General features: G+C 62.5%; 13 protein-coding genes and 2 riboswitches. Of the genes, 4 read left to right on the top strand and 9 right to left on the bottom strand.

What is annotated here, in order from left to right; genetic code table 11:
- Window positions 1-142: 142 nt before the first annotated feature.
- Window positions 143-664, bottom strand: a complete 522-nt coding sequence (locus tag AC0IW7_RS10520; protein WP_471817717.1) for a DUF3617 domain-containing protein — start codon at window positions 662-664, stop codon at window positions 143-145.
- A gap of 135 nt (window positions 665-799) precedes the next feature.
- Here AC0IW7_RS10520 and cls point away from each other — a divergent pair, with 135 nt between their 5' ends.
- Complete coding sequence (cls, locus tag AC0IW7_RS10515) at window positions 800-2,239, top strand: cardiolipin synthase (RefSeq protein ID WP_471817715.1); 1,440 nt, start codon at window positions 800-802, stop codon at window positions 2,237-2,239.
- 180 nt (window positions 2,240-2,419) lie between these two features.
- On the opposite strand, the gene AC0IW7_RS10510 is transcribed toward cls, so the two are convergent.
- The 8 genes from AC0IW7_RS10510 to AC0IW7_RS10475 form a co-directional block, all read right to left on the bottom strand.
- Entirely contained in the window at window positions 2,420-2,920 is a 501-nt protein-coding gene (locus AC0IW7_RS10510; protein WP_471817713.1) for a GNAT family N-acetyltransferase, read from the bottom strand.
- A gap of 76 nt (window positions 2,921-2,996) precedes the next feature.
- Window positions 2,997-4,178: a C17 cyclopropane fatty acid synthase CfaB gene (cfaB, locus tag AC0IW7_RS10505; RefSeq protein WP_471817711.1), complete on the bottom strand. Its 1,182-nt coding sequence runs from the start codon at window positions 4,176-4,178 to the stop codon at window positions 2,997-2,999.
- 124 nt (window positions 4,179-4,302) lie between these two features.
- Window positions 4,303-5,058: a precorrin-4 C(11)-methyltransferase gene (gene cobM, locus AC0IW7_RS10500; RefSeq protein WP_471817709.1), complete on the bottom strand. Its 756-nt coding sequence runs from the start codon at window positions 5,056-5,058 to the stop codon at window positions 4,303-4,305.
- Window positions 5,055-5,468 carry a cobalamin biosynthesis protein gene (locus tag AC0IW7_RS10495; protein ID WP_471817706.1) on the bottom strand — a complete coding sequence of 138 codons (414 nt, stop codon included), beginning with the start codon at window positions 5,466-5,468 and terminating at the stop codon, window positions 5,055-5,057. Before AC0IW7_RS10495 ends, cobM begins: the two co-directional genes overlap by 4 nt.
- An 82-nt stretch (window positions 5,469-5,550) precedes the next feature.
- The gene (locus tag AC0IW7_RS10490; RefSeq protein WP_471817704.1) at window positions 5,551-6,270 is read right to left on the bottom strand and encodes a CbtA family protein; all 720 of its coding nucleotides are present in this window, start codon (window positions 6,268-6,270) and stop codon (window positions 5,551-5,553) included.
- A gap of 43 nt (window positions 6,271-6,313) precedes the next feature.
- On the bottom strand, window positions 6,314-6,499 hold the full coding sequence (locus AC0IW7_RS10485; RefSeq protein WP_122492316.1) for a CbtB domain-containing protein: 186 nt from the start codon (window positions 6,497-6,499) through the stop codon (window positions 6,314-6,316).
- A gap of 110 nt (window positions 6,500-6,609) precedes the next feature.
- Window positions 6,610-6,787: riboswitch (cobalamin riboswitch) on the bottom strand.
- A gap of 59 nt (window positions 6,788-6,846) precedes the next feature.
- The gene (locus AC0IW7_RS10480) at window positions 6,847-7,125 is read right to left on the bottom strand and encodes a helix-turn-helix domain-containing protein (protein WP_471817701.1); all 279 of its coding nucleotides are present in this window, start codon (window positions 7,123-7,125) and stop codon (window positions 6,847-6,849) included.
- Window positions 7,122-7,589, bottom strand: a complete 468-nt coding sequence (locus AC0IW7_RS10475; protein ID WP_471817699.1) for a HipA domain-containing protein — start codon at window positions 7,587-7,589, stop codon at window positions 7,122-7,124. Before AC0IW7_RS10475 ends, AC0IW7_RS10480 begins: the two co-directional genes overlap by 4 nt.
- A 293-nt stretch (window positions 7,590-7,882) precedes the next feature.
- Window positions 7,883-8,091: riboswitch (cobalamin riboswitch) on the top strand.
- A 111-nt stretch (window positions 8,092-8,202) separates the two neighbouring features.
- On the opposite strand from AC0IW7_RS10475, the gene cobW reads away from it, so the two are divergent.
- The 3 genes from cobW to AC0IW7_RS10460 all read left to right on the top strand — a co-directional run.
- Window positions 8,203-9,255, top strand: coding sequence for a cobalamin biosynthesis protein CobW (cobW, locus tag AC0IW7_RS10470; RefSeq protein ID WP_471817697.1), 1,053 nt, complete (start codon window positions 8,203-8,205; stop codon window positions 9,253-9,255).
- Between the two features lie 142 nt (window positions 9,256-9,397).
- Window positions 9,398-13,141: a cobaltochelatase subunit CobN gene (gene cobN, locus AC0IW7_RS10465; RefSeq protein ID WP_471817694.1), complete on the top strand. Its 3,744-nt coding sequence runs from the start codon at window positions 9,398-9,400 to the stop codon at window positions 13,139-13,141.
- Window positions 13,142-13,735: 594 nt separating this feature from the next.
- The coding region (locus AC0IW7_RS10460; protein WP_471817692.1) for a beta strand repeat-containing protein at window positions 13,736-14,538 on the top strand (803 nt) is incomplete at its 3' end.

Here is a 14,538-nt window from a genome sequence, read left to right as displayed (position 1 = left end):
TTATACAATAACAAAACGTCGGACTTTAACGACCGTCCCGATTTTTCCGAATGCCATAAAAAACCCCTGCGCCGCGCTGTAAGCCAGCAGGGCTAGGGGTTTCACGTGGAACTGGCTGTTTAATTGCGCCGCGCCACTGCGCTTAACGGGTATTGGCAGGCAAACCTGAGCAATCAGCACCGACCCAGCGGCCGGTCGATTCGAGGCGGCCTTGCTGCTTCTGTCCGCCCATCAAAAACGTGCCGTTAACGGTGGTGGCGAACTCACGAGAGCTAAGGAAAGTGGTCTGCCCTTGCCCTTGTCCCTGTGGGCAACTGACGGTGAATTTCATCATTTGCGGTGTGCGTTCGGTGATCTGCTGCTTGCAGCCGGAATGGGCGCCTTGGGTTGGGAAGTTGTCGGTTTGCGCCTGCTCCGGGGTGATGCACATGCGCACGCCGTTGCCCGCCATCGCCACGCCTTGTTTGGCCATGGCCTGCTCAGCCATTTTGCGTTGCTCGGGCGGCAGGCTGCCCATCAGCAGTTGCAGGTCGGGCATCTGCTGGCCATTGACCTGCATGTTTTTCGACTGGATTTCCCACAGCCCGGGTTGCAGCTTCTCAGCCTGCGCCAAGGACGACGCTCCGAGCGCGGCGGTGCAGGCAAGAACAAGGCGAATCTTCATAAATCACGGTCCTTCTGGCAGGTGGGGAAGCGGCGCAACTATGGCGCGGCCAGCCATGTAGACGCCAGCTACAGTCGACAGTTGCACCGGCACACGGCACATTGCGTGTCAGCACATTGCCCAAGCGACCCCGGCATGGACGTGATCATCCCACCGCTGTTCGGCTACCTGATAGCCCTCACCCACCTGCTCGGCATCTGCGCCGCGCTGCACGCCATCCTCACGGTACGCACCGCCCAGGGTTCCATCGCCTGGGCGTTGTCGCTGCTGTTTATTCCGTACCTGACGCTGATTCCCTACCTGGTGTTTGGCCGCAGCACGTTCGACGCGTACATCCGCGCGCGCCGCCACGCCGACCGAGAAATGCGCACCGCCATGAGCACCCTGAACTGGCGACCCTGGGCCGAGGAGGCCCTGGCCGCGCAAGACACCGACGCCTACCGCACCCTCGGCGCCCTGCCCTCGTTGGGCCACATGCCGTGCCTGGCGAATAATCAGGTGCGGTTGTTGATCGATGGCAACGCCACGTTCGAAGCCATTTTCGCCGCCGTCGCCAGCGCCCGGCAGGTGGTGCTGGTGCAGTTTTTCATCATCCACGACGACGACCTCGGCCGCCGTTTACACGCCCTGCTGCTGGAGCGCGCAGCGGCCGGCGTGGCGGTTTATTTGCTGTACGACAGCATCGGCAGCCACGCCCTGCCGCGCCGCTACATCCAGACGCTGCGCAACGGCGACGTCAATGTGCGCGCCTTTAGCACGCGCCGTGGGCTGATCAATCGCTTCCAGCTGAACTTCCGTAACCACCGCAAAATCGTGGTGGTCGATGGCGACTTCGGTTTTGTCGGCGGCCTCAACGTAGGCGACGAGTACCTGGGTTTGAAAGCGCCGCTGGCGCCCTGGCGCGACACCCACGTGGAGCTGCGCGGGCCGGCGGTGGCGTGTTTGCAGGAATCGTTTGCTGAAGATTGGTTTTGGGCCACCCGTCAGTTGCCTCCGCTCATGCTGCCCGAGGCCTACGGCGGCGAAGGCAAGCTGTGTCAGGTGCTCACCAGCGGCCCGGCCGATGCGCAGGAAACCTGCTCGCTGTTTTTTGTCGAAGCGGCCAACTGCGCCCGCGAGCGCCTGTGGATAACCAGCCCGTATTTCATCCCGGACGAATCGGTGTCCGCCGCCCTGCGGCTGGCCGTGCTGCGCGGCGTGGACGTGCGCATCTTGCTGCCGTCACGCCCCGACCACCGCACGGTGTACGCCGCCTCCAGCCTGTACGCCTTCGCGGCGTTGCACAGCGGCGTGCGAGTGTTTCGCTATCAGCCGGGGTTTGTGCACCAGAAAGTGGTGCTGATTGACCACAAAATCGCCGCAATCGGCAGCGCCAATCTCGACAACCGCTCGTTTCGCCTGAACTTCGAAATCATGTTGATCACCGTCGATGAAGCGTTCGCCGTGGAGGTGGAACGCATGCTCGACAATGACTTCGGCCTGGCGATTGAACTGGCGGCGGGCGATGACCAAAACATTCACCGCCTGCGCCAGTTGGGCATGCGCATCGCCCGGCTGATTTCACCGATTTTGTGACCGCCGTTGGCAGCAGTTCACGCCAGAAGTCACACGCCTCGGCTTCGTAGGAGCCAGCTTGCTGGCGAACCCTGCAAACGCCGATCGGTAAGCTGGGCGCAACCTCCGTTTGCCGGAATTCGCGACCAAGGTCGCTCCTACACAAACATCCATCGGTTGCGTAAAACCGGCAGACGCCATTCAGGCTTCAACTTCTTCCTTGTAAACCTGCAACCCGCGCGCCTGGTAATTGCCCAGCGCGCTAGGGTGATCCAGCGTGCAGGTATGCACCCACACCCGCTTGGTGCCCGGCCAGGCCCAGGCCGACTCCAGCGCGTGCGTCAGCATCGGGCCGCCAAAGCCTTTGCCGAAAAATTCCTGCACCAAGCCGAAGTACAGAATCTCCACATCGCCCTCGGCGCTGCGTTGCAGCTCGTAGTAGCCGGCGATAGCACCCTGCTCGTAAGCCACGAAGGTGCGGTGGTTGTCTTGCTCAACCAGCTCGCGCCATTGCGCGTCGGTCCACACCAGCTTGTCAGTCCATTCCCACGGACCGCCCACCAGCTGGTACAGGAAACGGTTAAGCGGGAACTGCTTGATCACGCACTCGACAATGCTTAGCGCCGCCGGCAGCGGTTTGCCGCGCACCTGCTCGGGGCTTTGCATGTCCAGGTAATAGGTAATGTTTTCAATGGCTGCCATGGCCGGCCCCAACAGGAAATGTGCGCCGAGGCTACTGCACCGGCGCGCTCAGGGGCATACGCAGCTAACGGGTTTTTTATCCGTACAGATCGGCGCGCGACCACGGCAGGCTATGGCTGCCATCGGCCAGTGGTTTTACCGCGAGAATCTGATGCAAGTTCATCCAACCGCGGGCAAACCCATAAGCGCAGCCGGCCAGGTACAAGCGCCAGATGCGCAACGCCTGCTCCGGCACCAGCGCCCTGGCTTCGCTGAGCCGGCTTTCCAGGTTGGCACTCCACATGTCCAAGGTGCGCGCGTAGTGCAACCGCAGGCTTTCCACATCCACCACTTCCAAACCGGCTTCGCTGAGATGGGCCGTCATGCGGCTCACGTGCGGCAGCTCGCCGTGGGGAAACACGTAACGGCCAATGAATTCGCCCGCGCCGCGCCCAACCGGGCGGCCATCGGTGTACCGCGAGGTGATGCCGTGGTTCATCACCAGGCCGCCTTCGCGCACTGCACCGAATAGCTGCTGGCAGTACAGCGGCAGATTGGCGTGACCGACATGTTCGAACATGCCCACGCTGACCACTTTGTCGAAACGGCCGTCCTGCGGCACGTCGCGATAGTCCATCAGCTTAAGCTGCACCGCGTCTTGCAGGCCGTCGGCCGCCACCCGCCCACGAGCGAGGTCCAGCTGCGCCTGGCTCAGGGTGATGCCGGTGACCTGCACGCCGAACTCACGGGCGGCAAAGCGCGCCAAACCACCCCAACCGCAGCCGACGTCGAGCAGGTGCTCGCCGGGTTGCAGCCGTAACTTGCGGCACAAGTGGCGCAGCTTGGCCTGCTGCGCGGTGGCCAGGCCTTCTTTTCCGGTAGGAAAGTAGGCGCAGGAATAGACCATGTCCGGGTCGAGCCACAGTTCGTAGAAGCCGTTCGACAGGTCGTAGTGATAGGAAATCGCCTCGGCATCGGTGGCCTTGTCGTGCGCTTCGCGCGGCAACGCCCGTTGCTCGTCATCGCTTAACGCTTCGCTCAGGGCATCGCCCAGGCGGATCACCTCCGAAATCGGCCCTTCCAGCTCCAGCCGACCTTCCACATAAGCGCCGCCGAGTGCATCCAGGCTCGGATGACTGAGCTGACTGATCAGGCCAGGGTCCTTGATCACCATGGTCACCTGCGGCTGCGGCCCCAGGTCGAGTTCGTAGCCGTTCCATAAGCGCAGGCGCAACGGCAGTTGCAGATTGCGCAGGGTCGGTGGAAGTTGCGCCAACATAAAAAGCCCCCCGTACAGACGTCACGCAGCGGCTCTGACGAGCCCAAAACTACTGACCGAGGGAAGCGGCGCGCAGTTGCAACACTTTACCGGGCCGGCGATATGCGGCCGTTTCGCCGCGTCGTCAGTCGCTGGCGGGACGGAACAAATGGGCGTGCCCAGCGCGGTAAAGGTTGGAGTCAGCGAAGGCATCGGCGCTGAGCACCCGACCGACCACAATCAAGGCCGTGCGCTGAAAGCCTTTGGCCGCCACCGCCGCTTCGATATCCGCCAGGGTGCCTCGCACCCAGTCCTGATCGGGCCAACTGGCGCGGTGCACCACGGCGATGGGGCAATCGGCGCCGTAATGCGGCACCAGCGCCTCGACGATTTTGCCCAGATGCTGCACGCCCAAATGGATGGCCATGGTGGTGCCGTGGCGCGCCAAGTCGGCTAGCTCCTCGCCTTCCGGCATTTTCGAGCGGCTGCCGTAACGCGTGAGAATCACCGTTTGCGCAATGCCTGGGAGCGTCAGCTCGCTTTCCAGCAAGGCCGCGCAGGCTGCCGTGGCGGTGACGCCGGGCACGATTTCGAAGGGAATGTTCAGGCGGCGTAAATGGCGAATCTGCTCGCCGATTGCGCCGTATAACGACGGATCACCCGAGTGCACGCGGGCGACGTCCTGCCCCTGGCTGTGGGCGGTCTCGATCAGGCGGATGATTTCATCCAGATGCAGCTCGGCGGTGTTCACCACGGTTTCGGCGCGGTGGCCCTCCAGCACCGCTTCCGGCACCAGCGAACCGGCGTACAGCAACACCGGGCAATGGCGAATCAGGCGTTGGCCTTTCACCGTGATGAGCTCGGGGTCGCCGGGGCCGGCGCCGATGAAATACACCGTCATACGCATTCCTCCACGCCGGCGATGGCCACGGTGGCGCTCGCGCTGGTGTGTTTTTCGATTAACAGAGCGGCGCGTTTTCCCGTCACCGCTTCCACCTGCGCCAGAGCGCTTGCCTCGGCGACGCTGACTGCGCCAGTTGCGCGCAGGGCGATCGCCGACACGCTGCTGACGCGATCACTGGCGGCGTCCAACTGAGCCGGTGGCAGCCACGCGAGCGGCAAGCGCAACGTTGCGGCGAGCGCGCGAAGGCCAGCCTCGTCACGTTTGTGTTCAACGCTGGCGAGGCCGGCGAGGTCAGCGACACCCAACCCGTGTGCGCTCAGCGTGTGTTCCAGCAACTGACGAAGTTCAGCCTCGCTGCAACCCGCGCGGCATCCGATTCCAGCAATAAAAGGCGCAACGATCGGCACAGAGAAAACGCCTGAATAAGTAAGAAAAAACCCGCTGAGAGCATGCCCTTCAGCGGGTTCTTGCGCGGCATGAACGAGGGGGTTACACCGCGCTCTTGCCCGCAAACCGGCGATACAGCCAGGCGCTCAGCAAGCCCAGGGCCGACCAGAACAGCGCGTTGGTAATCAACGAGGCCCAGATGAACTGATGCTCCAGCGCCTCGGGCGCCAGGCTCGAATGCACCTCAGGCTGCGGCGCGCCGATGACATGCGGCACCACCAGCAACACAGCGCCGATCACTTTTACCGCCCAGTGGCGGGCGAACACCAGAAAGGCCAGGCCCACCGCGGTTGCGGTTGCGGTGCCGATCCACCAGTACTGACGCAGCTGCAAATCAGCGGCGGCGGTGCCAGGCAATTCAGGCGGCAGACCGAGCGAAGGCGCCAACGAAAAGGTAGCGAAACCGGCCAGGCCCCAGAACAGACCGTCACGGGTACGCCCCGGCGCCCGCAGGGTAAACAAGCCCGCCAACATCAGCGCGAAACCAACGGCCACCACCAGATTGGCGCCCGTGGTCGACGCGACGCGTTGCCAGCCATCTTCCGGCGACCACGCTTCGCTGCTGTGTTCGTGGCTATGGGCGGCGGCGCCCGGCTCATGGCTGTGCTCAGCCGGCGCCACTTGCACGGCGGCGGGCTCGGCGTTTTCAAAGGTTTCGCCCTGCAGAATCAGCGGCGCCACCCAGAAGCTTTGCAACAGGGTCAAAAACAGGGCACCCAGCAGCCCGGCAAACCCGGCGGTTTGCGCAATACGCTTAATCATTTCGCGGTCTCTTCAGTCGCACGCACACTTAGTGGCACAGAAATTAGTGGCACGGAAACGCGGCACTGTGGCGGGTGTCGTGGGCAGCGTTGTGTACCGCCTCGACATGGGAGAAACCGGCGAAATACACCAGCAACGCGCCCAACAGGCCGGCGCCGATGGCGACCACGAGACGCTGAGAAAGCGAGGCGCTGGCCTCGGCAGAATGAGTAAGGGTGCTACTGGACATGACCGTTCCCTCTGAACTGGAAATGAAAACGTAGCAGAAGGGAACGCACGAGGAGCCGAATGCGAGCGCATTCAGACTTCCGGCTTGCGCCCGCCCACCGCGGGTTTTGCCTACTGGTATGAATTCAGGCCGGTCTCCGGGCTCGCATGGCTGAAGGGTTTCAACACACGCCTACCGTTGCGGGGGCAGCGTCGGACTAACTGCTCCAGAAACCACCCAGAGCGCGCACCGACTTCCCGTTTCACCTTGCGCACGACGACGCAAGACACCTGAAACAGCGCGCTAGAACACCATTTTCATCGGCAAAGGTCAACGCTGCGCTGGTGGGCAGATCACTCAGGCGGCCCTCACACCGTGCGCTTGAGGGCCACAATGCCGACCGTCAAGCCGAACGGGCGCATCACCTTGTTCAGCGATTTCACTGTCGGATTGCCCGCGTCCTGCTCCAACTGCAACAGGCTGCGCTCGGACATTTTGCACAGCTTGGCGAATTTGGCCTGGCTAAGGCCGGTGACCTCTTGGCGTAGCCGGCTCACGGCCTGACCCAGCGTAAGGCTGCCTTCGCTGAGCGCCTCGTGAATCTCCCGGATCAGCCTGCCGCGCTCCTCGATATCCAGGTTTTTCACAGCAAATCTCCTTTGCCCAAATACGCCGTCAAATCGCTCAGATGCACGGCCGGGTGGCGCCAGGTCGCGGGCGGCAGCGGCTGGCTCGCCAGAATGTCTGGCAAGGCGAGCAGCGTTTGGGCCTGGGCGCGCAAACGATCAAACGCGTCATCGGCGTTGACCCAGCGGCTTAGCGAAGCGCACGCCATGCGCCAGTTCACTTCACCGGCCTGTTCAATCGGCGGCGCCCACTTGGTGGTGCGACTGATGGCCTCGTCATCCATGACCATGGGCGCCAAGTCATAAATGGGCGCCAGACGTAGCGAAGCATCGCCACGAATAATTGCCGTGTTGCGCCCGTGGTTGTCCGAGTTACCGAGAATTTTGTTGAGTAGGTCGCGGCGCAGGTATTCGCCGATTAACGCGTCCAGTTGGTCGCGCTGGCCGGTGTCGATCCACAGTCCGGCCAGTAGCTCGATTACCAAAGTGGCAGCCGCCTGAAAAGCCCTTCTGCGCGTCGAGGAAACGCACCTGCATCGCGTCGTGCCAGACGCCATCGGTAAACAACTGGAAGGTCAGGTTCATAGGGGCTCACCGCACTATAGTGCGGAAAACTATAGCGTTAGCCCTGCAAAACCGCAATTTAGTGCGGTAAAACAAGCGAAATCAGGACTTATTCCGCACTATATTGCGGTTTTATCAGGGTGATTTAACCGATTGCCGCAATGTAATACGGTAGGCCACCCACGGCGAATTTGACCCATCCCCCACCACTGCGTAGCCTTGCTCGCTTCGAGGTCTCGGCGCATTTGCGCCAGAGCTAAGAGGGAACGCGGTGCGCTGAACAGCCAGGCCGCGGCTGCCCCCGCAACTGTAAACGACCGGCTTTCTTCCAGTGCCACTGCCACGCGCGGGAAGGCGAGGAAAGCGGCCCGCATCAAGGGCCATGTCGTGAGCCAGGAGACCTGCCTCGAACCTATTCACGACAACCGGGCGGGGTGATCCGGTGGCGAATTCTGCGGTGAGCGCTCTGCTCGCTGCAGCCGTCGCAGCCGCCCGCCGATCCGATTTCGCGCGTATCCAACAGGGCTGCATTCGATGAAAAGCTTGGCCAAACTCCCCGTCACCATCGTCACCGGCTTTCTCGGCGCCGGCAAAACCACGCTGCTGCGCCATATGCTCGACAACGCCGAAGGCCGCCGCATTGCGGTGATCGTCAATGAGTTTGGCGAGCTGGGTATCGACGGTGAAATCCTCAAGCAATGCACCATCGGCTGCACCGAAGAAGAAGCCAACGGCCGCGTCTACGAGCTGGCCAACGGCTGCTTGTGCTGCACAGTGCAAGAGGAGTTCTTCCCGGTAATGCGCGAGCTGGTGGCGCGTCGCGGCGACCTTGACCAAATTCTTATCGAAACCTCGGGCCTGGCCTTGCCCAAGCCGTTGGTACAAGCCTTCAACTGGCCGGAAATTCGCAATGCCTGCACCGTCGATGCGGTGATCACCGTGGTCGACAGCCCTGCCGTTGCCGCCGGCACGTTTGCCGCGTTTCCAGACCAAGTCGACGCACAGCGCCGCGAAGACCCGAACCTGGACCACGAATCGCCGCTGCACGAGCTGTTCGCCGACCAACTGGCCAGCGCCGACCTGGTGATTCTCAACAAAGCCGACCTGCTCAGCCCTGAAGCGCTGGCGGCCGTGCGTGCCGAAGTGGCCGAGGAACTGCCGCCAGCGGTGAAGGTGATCGAAGCGCGCAGTGGCGTGTTGCCTCTGTCGGTGCTGCTGGGCCTGAACTCGGAAACCGAACTGCACATCGACAGCCGCAAAACACACCACGATCTGGAAGACCACGAAGAACACGACCACGACGAGTTCGACTCTTTCTCCGTGGAACTGCCGGAAGTCGAAGAAGCGCAATTGCTGGCCGCGCTCAATGGCCTGGTAGAGCGTCACGGCGTGCTGCGCGTCAAAGGCTTCGCCGCCATTCCCGGCAAACCGATGCGCCTGCTGATTCAGGGCGTAGGCAAGCGTTTCGACAAACACTTCGACCGCGCCTGGCGTAGCGATGAAGCGCGCAGCAGCCACTTGGTGATCATTGGCCAGGAGTTGGACGAGGCGGTGATTAGTAATGAATTACGCCAGGCATTGGTGTGACGAACGCGCGTTTGCCTTTTGCCCCCTCTCCCGCTTGCGGGAGAGGGTTGGGGTGAGGGCAGCGGACTTGCGTTAGCCCCGGCCCTCACCCTCGGTCCCTCTCCCACAAGCGGGAGAGGGAAGCACAGCACCTGAGTTTTTTATGCATTTACTCCGCACCCAACCCGGTGGTTTCGTCCCCGCTGATGGCATCGCCCATCTGGCGCAAACCCCTGCGGATGTGGTGATTCTGTGCACCGGTGACTCGCACCTTTCGCTGCTCGCCGCCGCTGCCCAAACCCTGCCAGACGATTACCCAAGCCTGCGCCTGGCCAGCCCCGCGCAGTTGCAGAATCACGCCTCGGTGGACCTCTACGTCGAGGAGGTGCTGCAACACGCCAAGGTAATTCTGGTGTCCGTGCACGGCGGGCTGAGTTATTGGCGCTACGGCATTGAGCGGCTGGTGGAACTGGCGCAACGCGGCGCGCAGCTGATTCTGGTGCCCGGCGATGACAGCCCCGACCCTGAACTTACCGCCCTCGGCACCGTCGCCCCCGAGCAGGCTGACCGCCTGTGGCAGTACCTGCGCCAAGGCGGCGTCGACAACGCTCGTCAGCTGTTTCAGTACCTGGCGGCCACTTGGCTCAATGGCGATTACCCCTGGGTCGAGCCGCAGCCGTTGCCGCGTGTGGGCGTGTATCACCCCAGCGCGGCCAATGCCGGACTGGCAGATTGGCAAGCGACCTGGGCAGCCGGGCAGCCGGTGGTCGGCCTGCTGTTTTATCGCACTCACGTGCAGTCGGCGAACACCGCCTTTATCCACAGCTTCTGCGAGCGCTTGAGCGCGCAAGGGCTGAACCCGCTGCCCATCGCCGTCGCCAGTTTGAAAGAAGCCGCGTGCCTGGCCGTGGTCGAAGACCTGCTCGACGAAAGCAATGCCAGCCTGATCATCAACACCACCGGCTTCGCCCAATCCAACCCCGAGCAGCCCAACTTGCGCCCGTTCCGCCGCAATGTGCCCGTGCTGCAAGCCATCTGCGCCCTGGACAACCAGCCGCTATGGCAAGCCAACCCGCAGGGCCTGGGCTCGCGCGACCTGGCCATGCACATCGCCTTGCCGGAGCTTGATGGCCGGCTGATTACCCGCCCCATCAGTTTTAAGGGCCTGGCGTGGCGCAGCGAGCGCAGCCAGAGCGACGTGGTGTGTTACGAAGCCGACCTGGAGCGCATGAACTTCGTCGCCGAGCTGGCGCGCCGCTGGGTCGACCTGGCGCGAGTGGCCAATGCCGACAAACGCATCGCCCTGGTGCTCGCCAACTACCCGACCCGCGACGGCCGCATCGGCAACGGCGTGGGCCTTGATACGCCCGCTGCCGCGCTGAATATTCTTCGCGCCCTGCAGGACGAGGGCTATCCGGTCGAAGGCTTGCCGGACACCGGCACCGCGTTGATTCATCAATTGCTCGGAGGCGTGACTAACGATCTTGACGGCTTGGACCTGCGACCTTGCGCGCAAAGTCTGGCGCTGGCCGACTACCACCGCCTGTTTGCGCGCCTGCCACTGGCTAACCAACAAGCCGTGCGCGAGCGCTGGGGCGAGCCGGAGCAAGACCCTATGTTCCGAGGCGGTCGCATGATGATCGCCGGGCTGCGCTACGGCCTGACGTTTGTCGGTATTCAGCCGGCGCGCGGCTACCAGCTCGACGCCAGCGCCGTGTACCACGACCCCGATCTGGTGCCGCCTCACGGCTACCTGGCGTTTTACTTCTGGTTGCGCGACACCTTTGCCATGAACGCTGTGGTGCATGTGGGCAAGCACGGCAATCTGGAATGGCTGCCGGGCAAAAGCGTGGGCTTGTCGCAGCAGTGCTGGCCGGACGCGATTCTTGGCCCAACGCCGAACGTGTACCCGTTTATCGTCAACGACCCCGGCGAAGGCGCGCAGGCCAAGCGCCGCACCCAGGCCGTGATCATCGACCACCTGATGCCGCCGCTCACCCGCGCCGAAAGCTACGGCCCGCTGCGCGACATTGAGCGCCTGGCCGACGAGTACTACGACGCCTCGCTGCTCGACGAGCGGCGCGCGACCGAGTTGCGCGGCGAAATTCTGGCCCTGGTGCGCGCCACCCAGCTCGACCGCGAGTTGCAGCTACAGATCAACGACGACCCCAATTCCTGGCTGCCCCAGTTGGACGCCTATCTGTGCGACTTAAAGGAATCGCAGATTCGCGACGGCCTGCATGTGTTCGGCGAATCCCCGGCCGGGCGCCTGCGCCTGGACACATTGCTGGCCTTGCTGCGCATTCCCCGTGGCGACGGCAAAGGCCGCAACGCCAGCCTGTTGCAGGCGCTGGCTAAAGATTTCGAGCTGGGTTTCAACCCGCTGAATTGCGAAATGGCCGCGCCGTGGAGCGGGCCGCGTCCGGCTGCGCTGCACGCGATTAGCAATGATACCTGGCGCACTGAAGGCGACACCCGTGAACGGCTTGAGCTGTTCGCCGTGCAACTGATTGCCGCCAGCTTGAATGGCGACCAACCGGCATGTGGCGAACACACCCGCGCCGTGCTGGCGGCGTTGCGCGAGCACGTGGCGCCGACACTGGACGCCTGCGGGCCGGCGGAAATGCACGGCCTGCTCGCCGCCCTGCGCGGCGCCTTCGTGCCCGCCGGCCCGAGCGGTGCGCCCAGTCGCGGGCGCTTGGACGTGCTGCCCACCGGGCGCAATTTCTATTCGGTAGACGTACGCAACCTGCCAACCCCGACCGCCTGGCGCATCGGCTTCCAGTCCGCAAACTTGTTGCTCGAACGCCACCTGCAAGACCACGGTGACCACCTGCGCCAACTGGGCCTGTCGGTATGGGGCACGGCCACCATGCGCACCGGCGGTGACGACATGGCGCAGGCCATGGCGCTGATGGGTGTGCGCCCGGTGTGGCAGTCGGGCAGCCAGCGTGTGGAAGACTTTGAAATTCTGCCGTTGTCGCTGCTCGACCGGCCGCGCGTGGACGTGACCTTGCGGGTGTCCGGCTTCTTTCGCGACGCCTTCAGCAACCTGATTCGCCTGTTCGACGCCGCCGTGCAAGCGGTCGCCGAGCTGGACGAACCGGACGACATGAACGCCCTCGCCGCCCGCGTTCGTGAAGAGCGCCAGCGTCTGCAACAGCACGGCGTGCCCGCCGAGCAGGCTCGGCGCGAAGCGGGCTGGCGGGTGTTTGGCAGCAAGCCGGGGGCGTACGGCGCCGGCATTCAGAACGCTATCGAAGAGCGTCTATGGCAAACCCGCGCCGACCTGGCCGAGGTCTACCTGAACTGGGGCAGCTATGCCTATGGCGCGGGGGACGCGGGCACGCCGGCGCGGGAACAATTTATCCAGCGCCTGGAGCGCGTGCAGGCGGTGCTGCACAACCAGGACAACCGCGAGCACGACATCCTCGACTCCAACGACTACTACCAATTCCAGGGCGGCATGTTGGCGGCGGTGGAAACCTTGCGCGGCAGTTCGGTCGCCAGCTACCACGGCGACCACAGCCAGGCCGACAACCCACGCATTCGCACGCTGAAAGAAGAACTCAACCGTGTGGTGCGCGCCCGGGCGGCCAACCCGAAATGGATCGCCGGCATGAAACGCCACGGCTACAAAGGCGCCTTCGAATTGGCCGCCACGGTGGACTACTTGTGCGCGTTCGACGCCACCAGCGAGTTGATCGACGACCACCAATACCAATTGCTCACCGACGCCTATCTGCTCGACCCCGACACCCGAGACTTTATTCAGCAGCACAACCCCGGAGCGCTGCGCGACATCACCGAACGCTTGCTCGAAGCCCAGCAACGTGGACTCTGGCAGGAACCGGGCGAGTACCGGGAAGCGTTGGAAAACTTACTGATCGACAGCGAAGAAGCGTAGCGGTAATAGCGTTGCGCTAGCTTTCTGGTATTTCGTTTCCAAAACTCTTTCTTAATGTCGTAATTGTTGCGCGGCTCAACTTTAAATCTCCTACAGGCGCGCTTGAGGGATGGGACTTTACCCGTATAGCGTGCCCACTATTACACCCATCGAAACACACTTTTTAGTATTTATGACAGCTACGCTAGCCGTCGCTTTAACCGGAGCATCACCGCTAATTAGGAAACCTCTTTGCTTAGAATGTTTTTGCTTTATTCTATAAGTTCAAAGTTTCCTATAGCTGCCGGTAAATTATCTTAATAAACAATAGCATTTTTCATCGCCAAGTTAGAAAACGGCCGGCTTCATTATTCTGCCAATATCCGAAGACTACCGAGCAATCTTAACCGACCGCTTGGAGCTTTAATCGTGTCAACATTTCGCTTATGCAAGATCACAATCGCCATAACAATGGCGATCTCCGCCAATGCTTATGCTGCGCCTGCTGTGGATGTCGTTGGGTCATTGGCGGATTCAATTATGGGTCCGAATATCACTATCGGTAACGCCAACAACAGCTCCACAGTCATAGGGGGCTCGCTTGATGTAACTGGCGTGACTAACACCAATGGCATTATGAATAATGGTGCCATTCAAACCGGCACCGTTACGTCAACTGGCAACGCCACCGTAGGCGGCGCCCTCGGTGTTACTGGCGCCACTTCCACTAACGGCATCACCAACACCGGCGCCATCCAAAGCGGCACCATCACCTCGACTGGCAACGCCACTGTTGGCGGCACTCTCGGTGTTACTGGCGCAACTACCACTAACGGCATCACCAATACCGGCGCCATTCAAACCGGCACCGTCACCTCCACAGGCAATGCCGCTGTGGGCGGCGATCTCAGCGTTACTGGCGCAACTACCACTAACGGCATCACCAATACCGGCGCCATTCAAACCGGCACCGTCACCTCCACCGGCAATGCCGCTGTGGGTGGCGATCTCAGTATTACTGGCGCAACTACCACTAATGGCATCACCAACACCGGCGCTATCCAAACCGGCACCGTCACCTCGACTGGCAACGCCACTGTTGGCGGCGATCTCGGTGTCACCGGCGCAACGTCTACCAATGGCATCACCAACACCGGCGCCATTCAAACCGGCACCGTCACCTCCACCGGCAATGCCGCTGTGGGTGGCGATCTCAGCGTTACTGGCGCGACTACCACTAATGGCATCACCAACACCGGCGCCATCCAAACCGGCACCGTCACCTCGACTGGCAACGCCACGGTCGGTGGCGCGCTCGGGGTCACCGGCGCAACGTCTACCAATGGCATCACCAACACCGGCGCCATCCAAACCGGCACCGTCACCTCGACTGGCAACGCCACGGTCGGTGGCGCGCT

This window comes from Pseudomonas sp. AC229 (assembly GCF_979254655.1).
The sequence above is the reverse complement of the archived record's forward strand: the minus strand, read 5'-3'. Positions and strand labels throughout refer to the sequence as shown.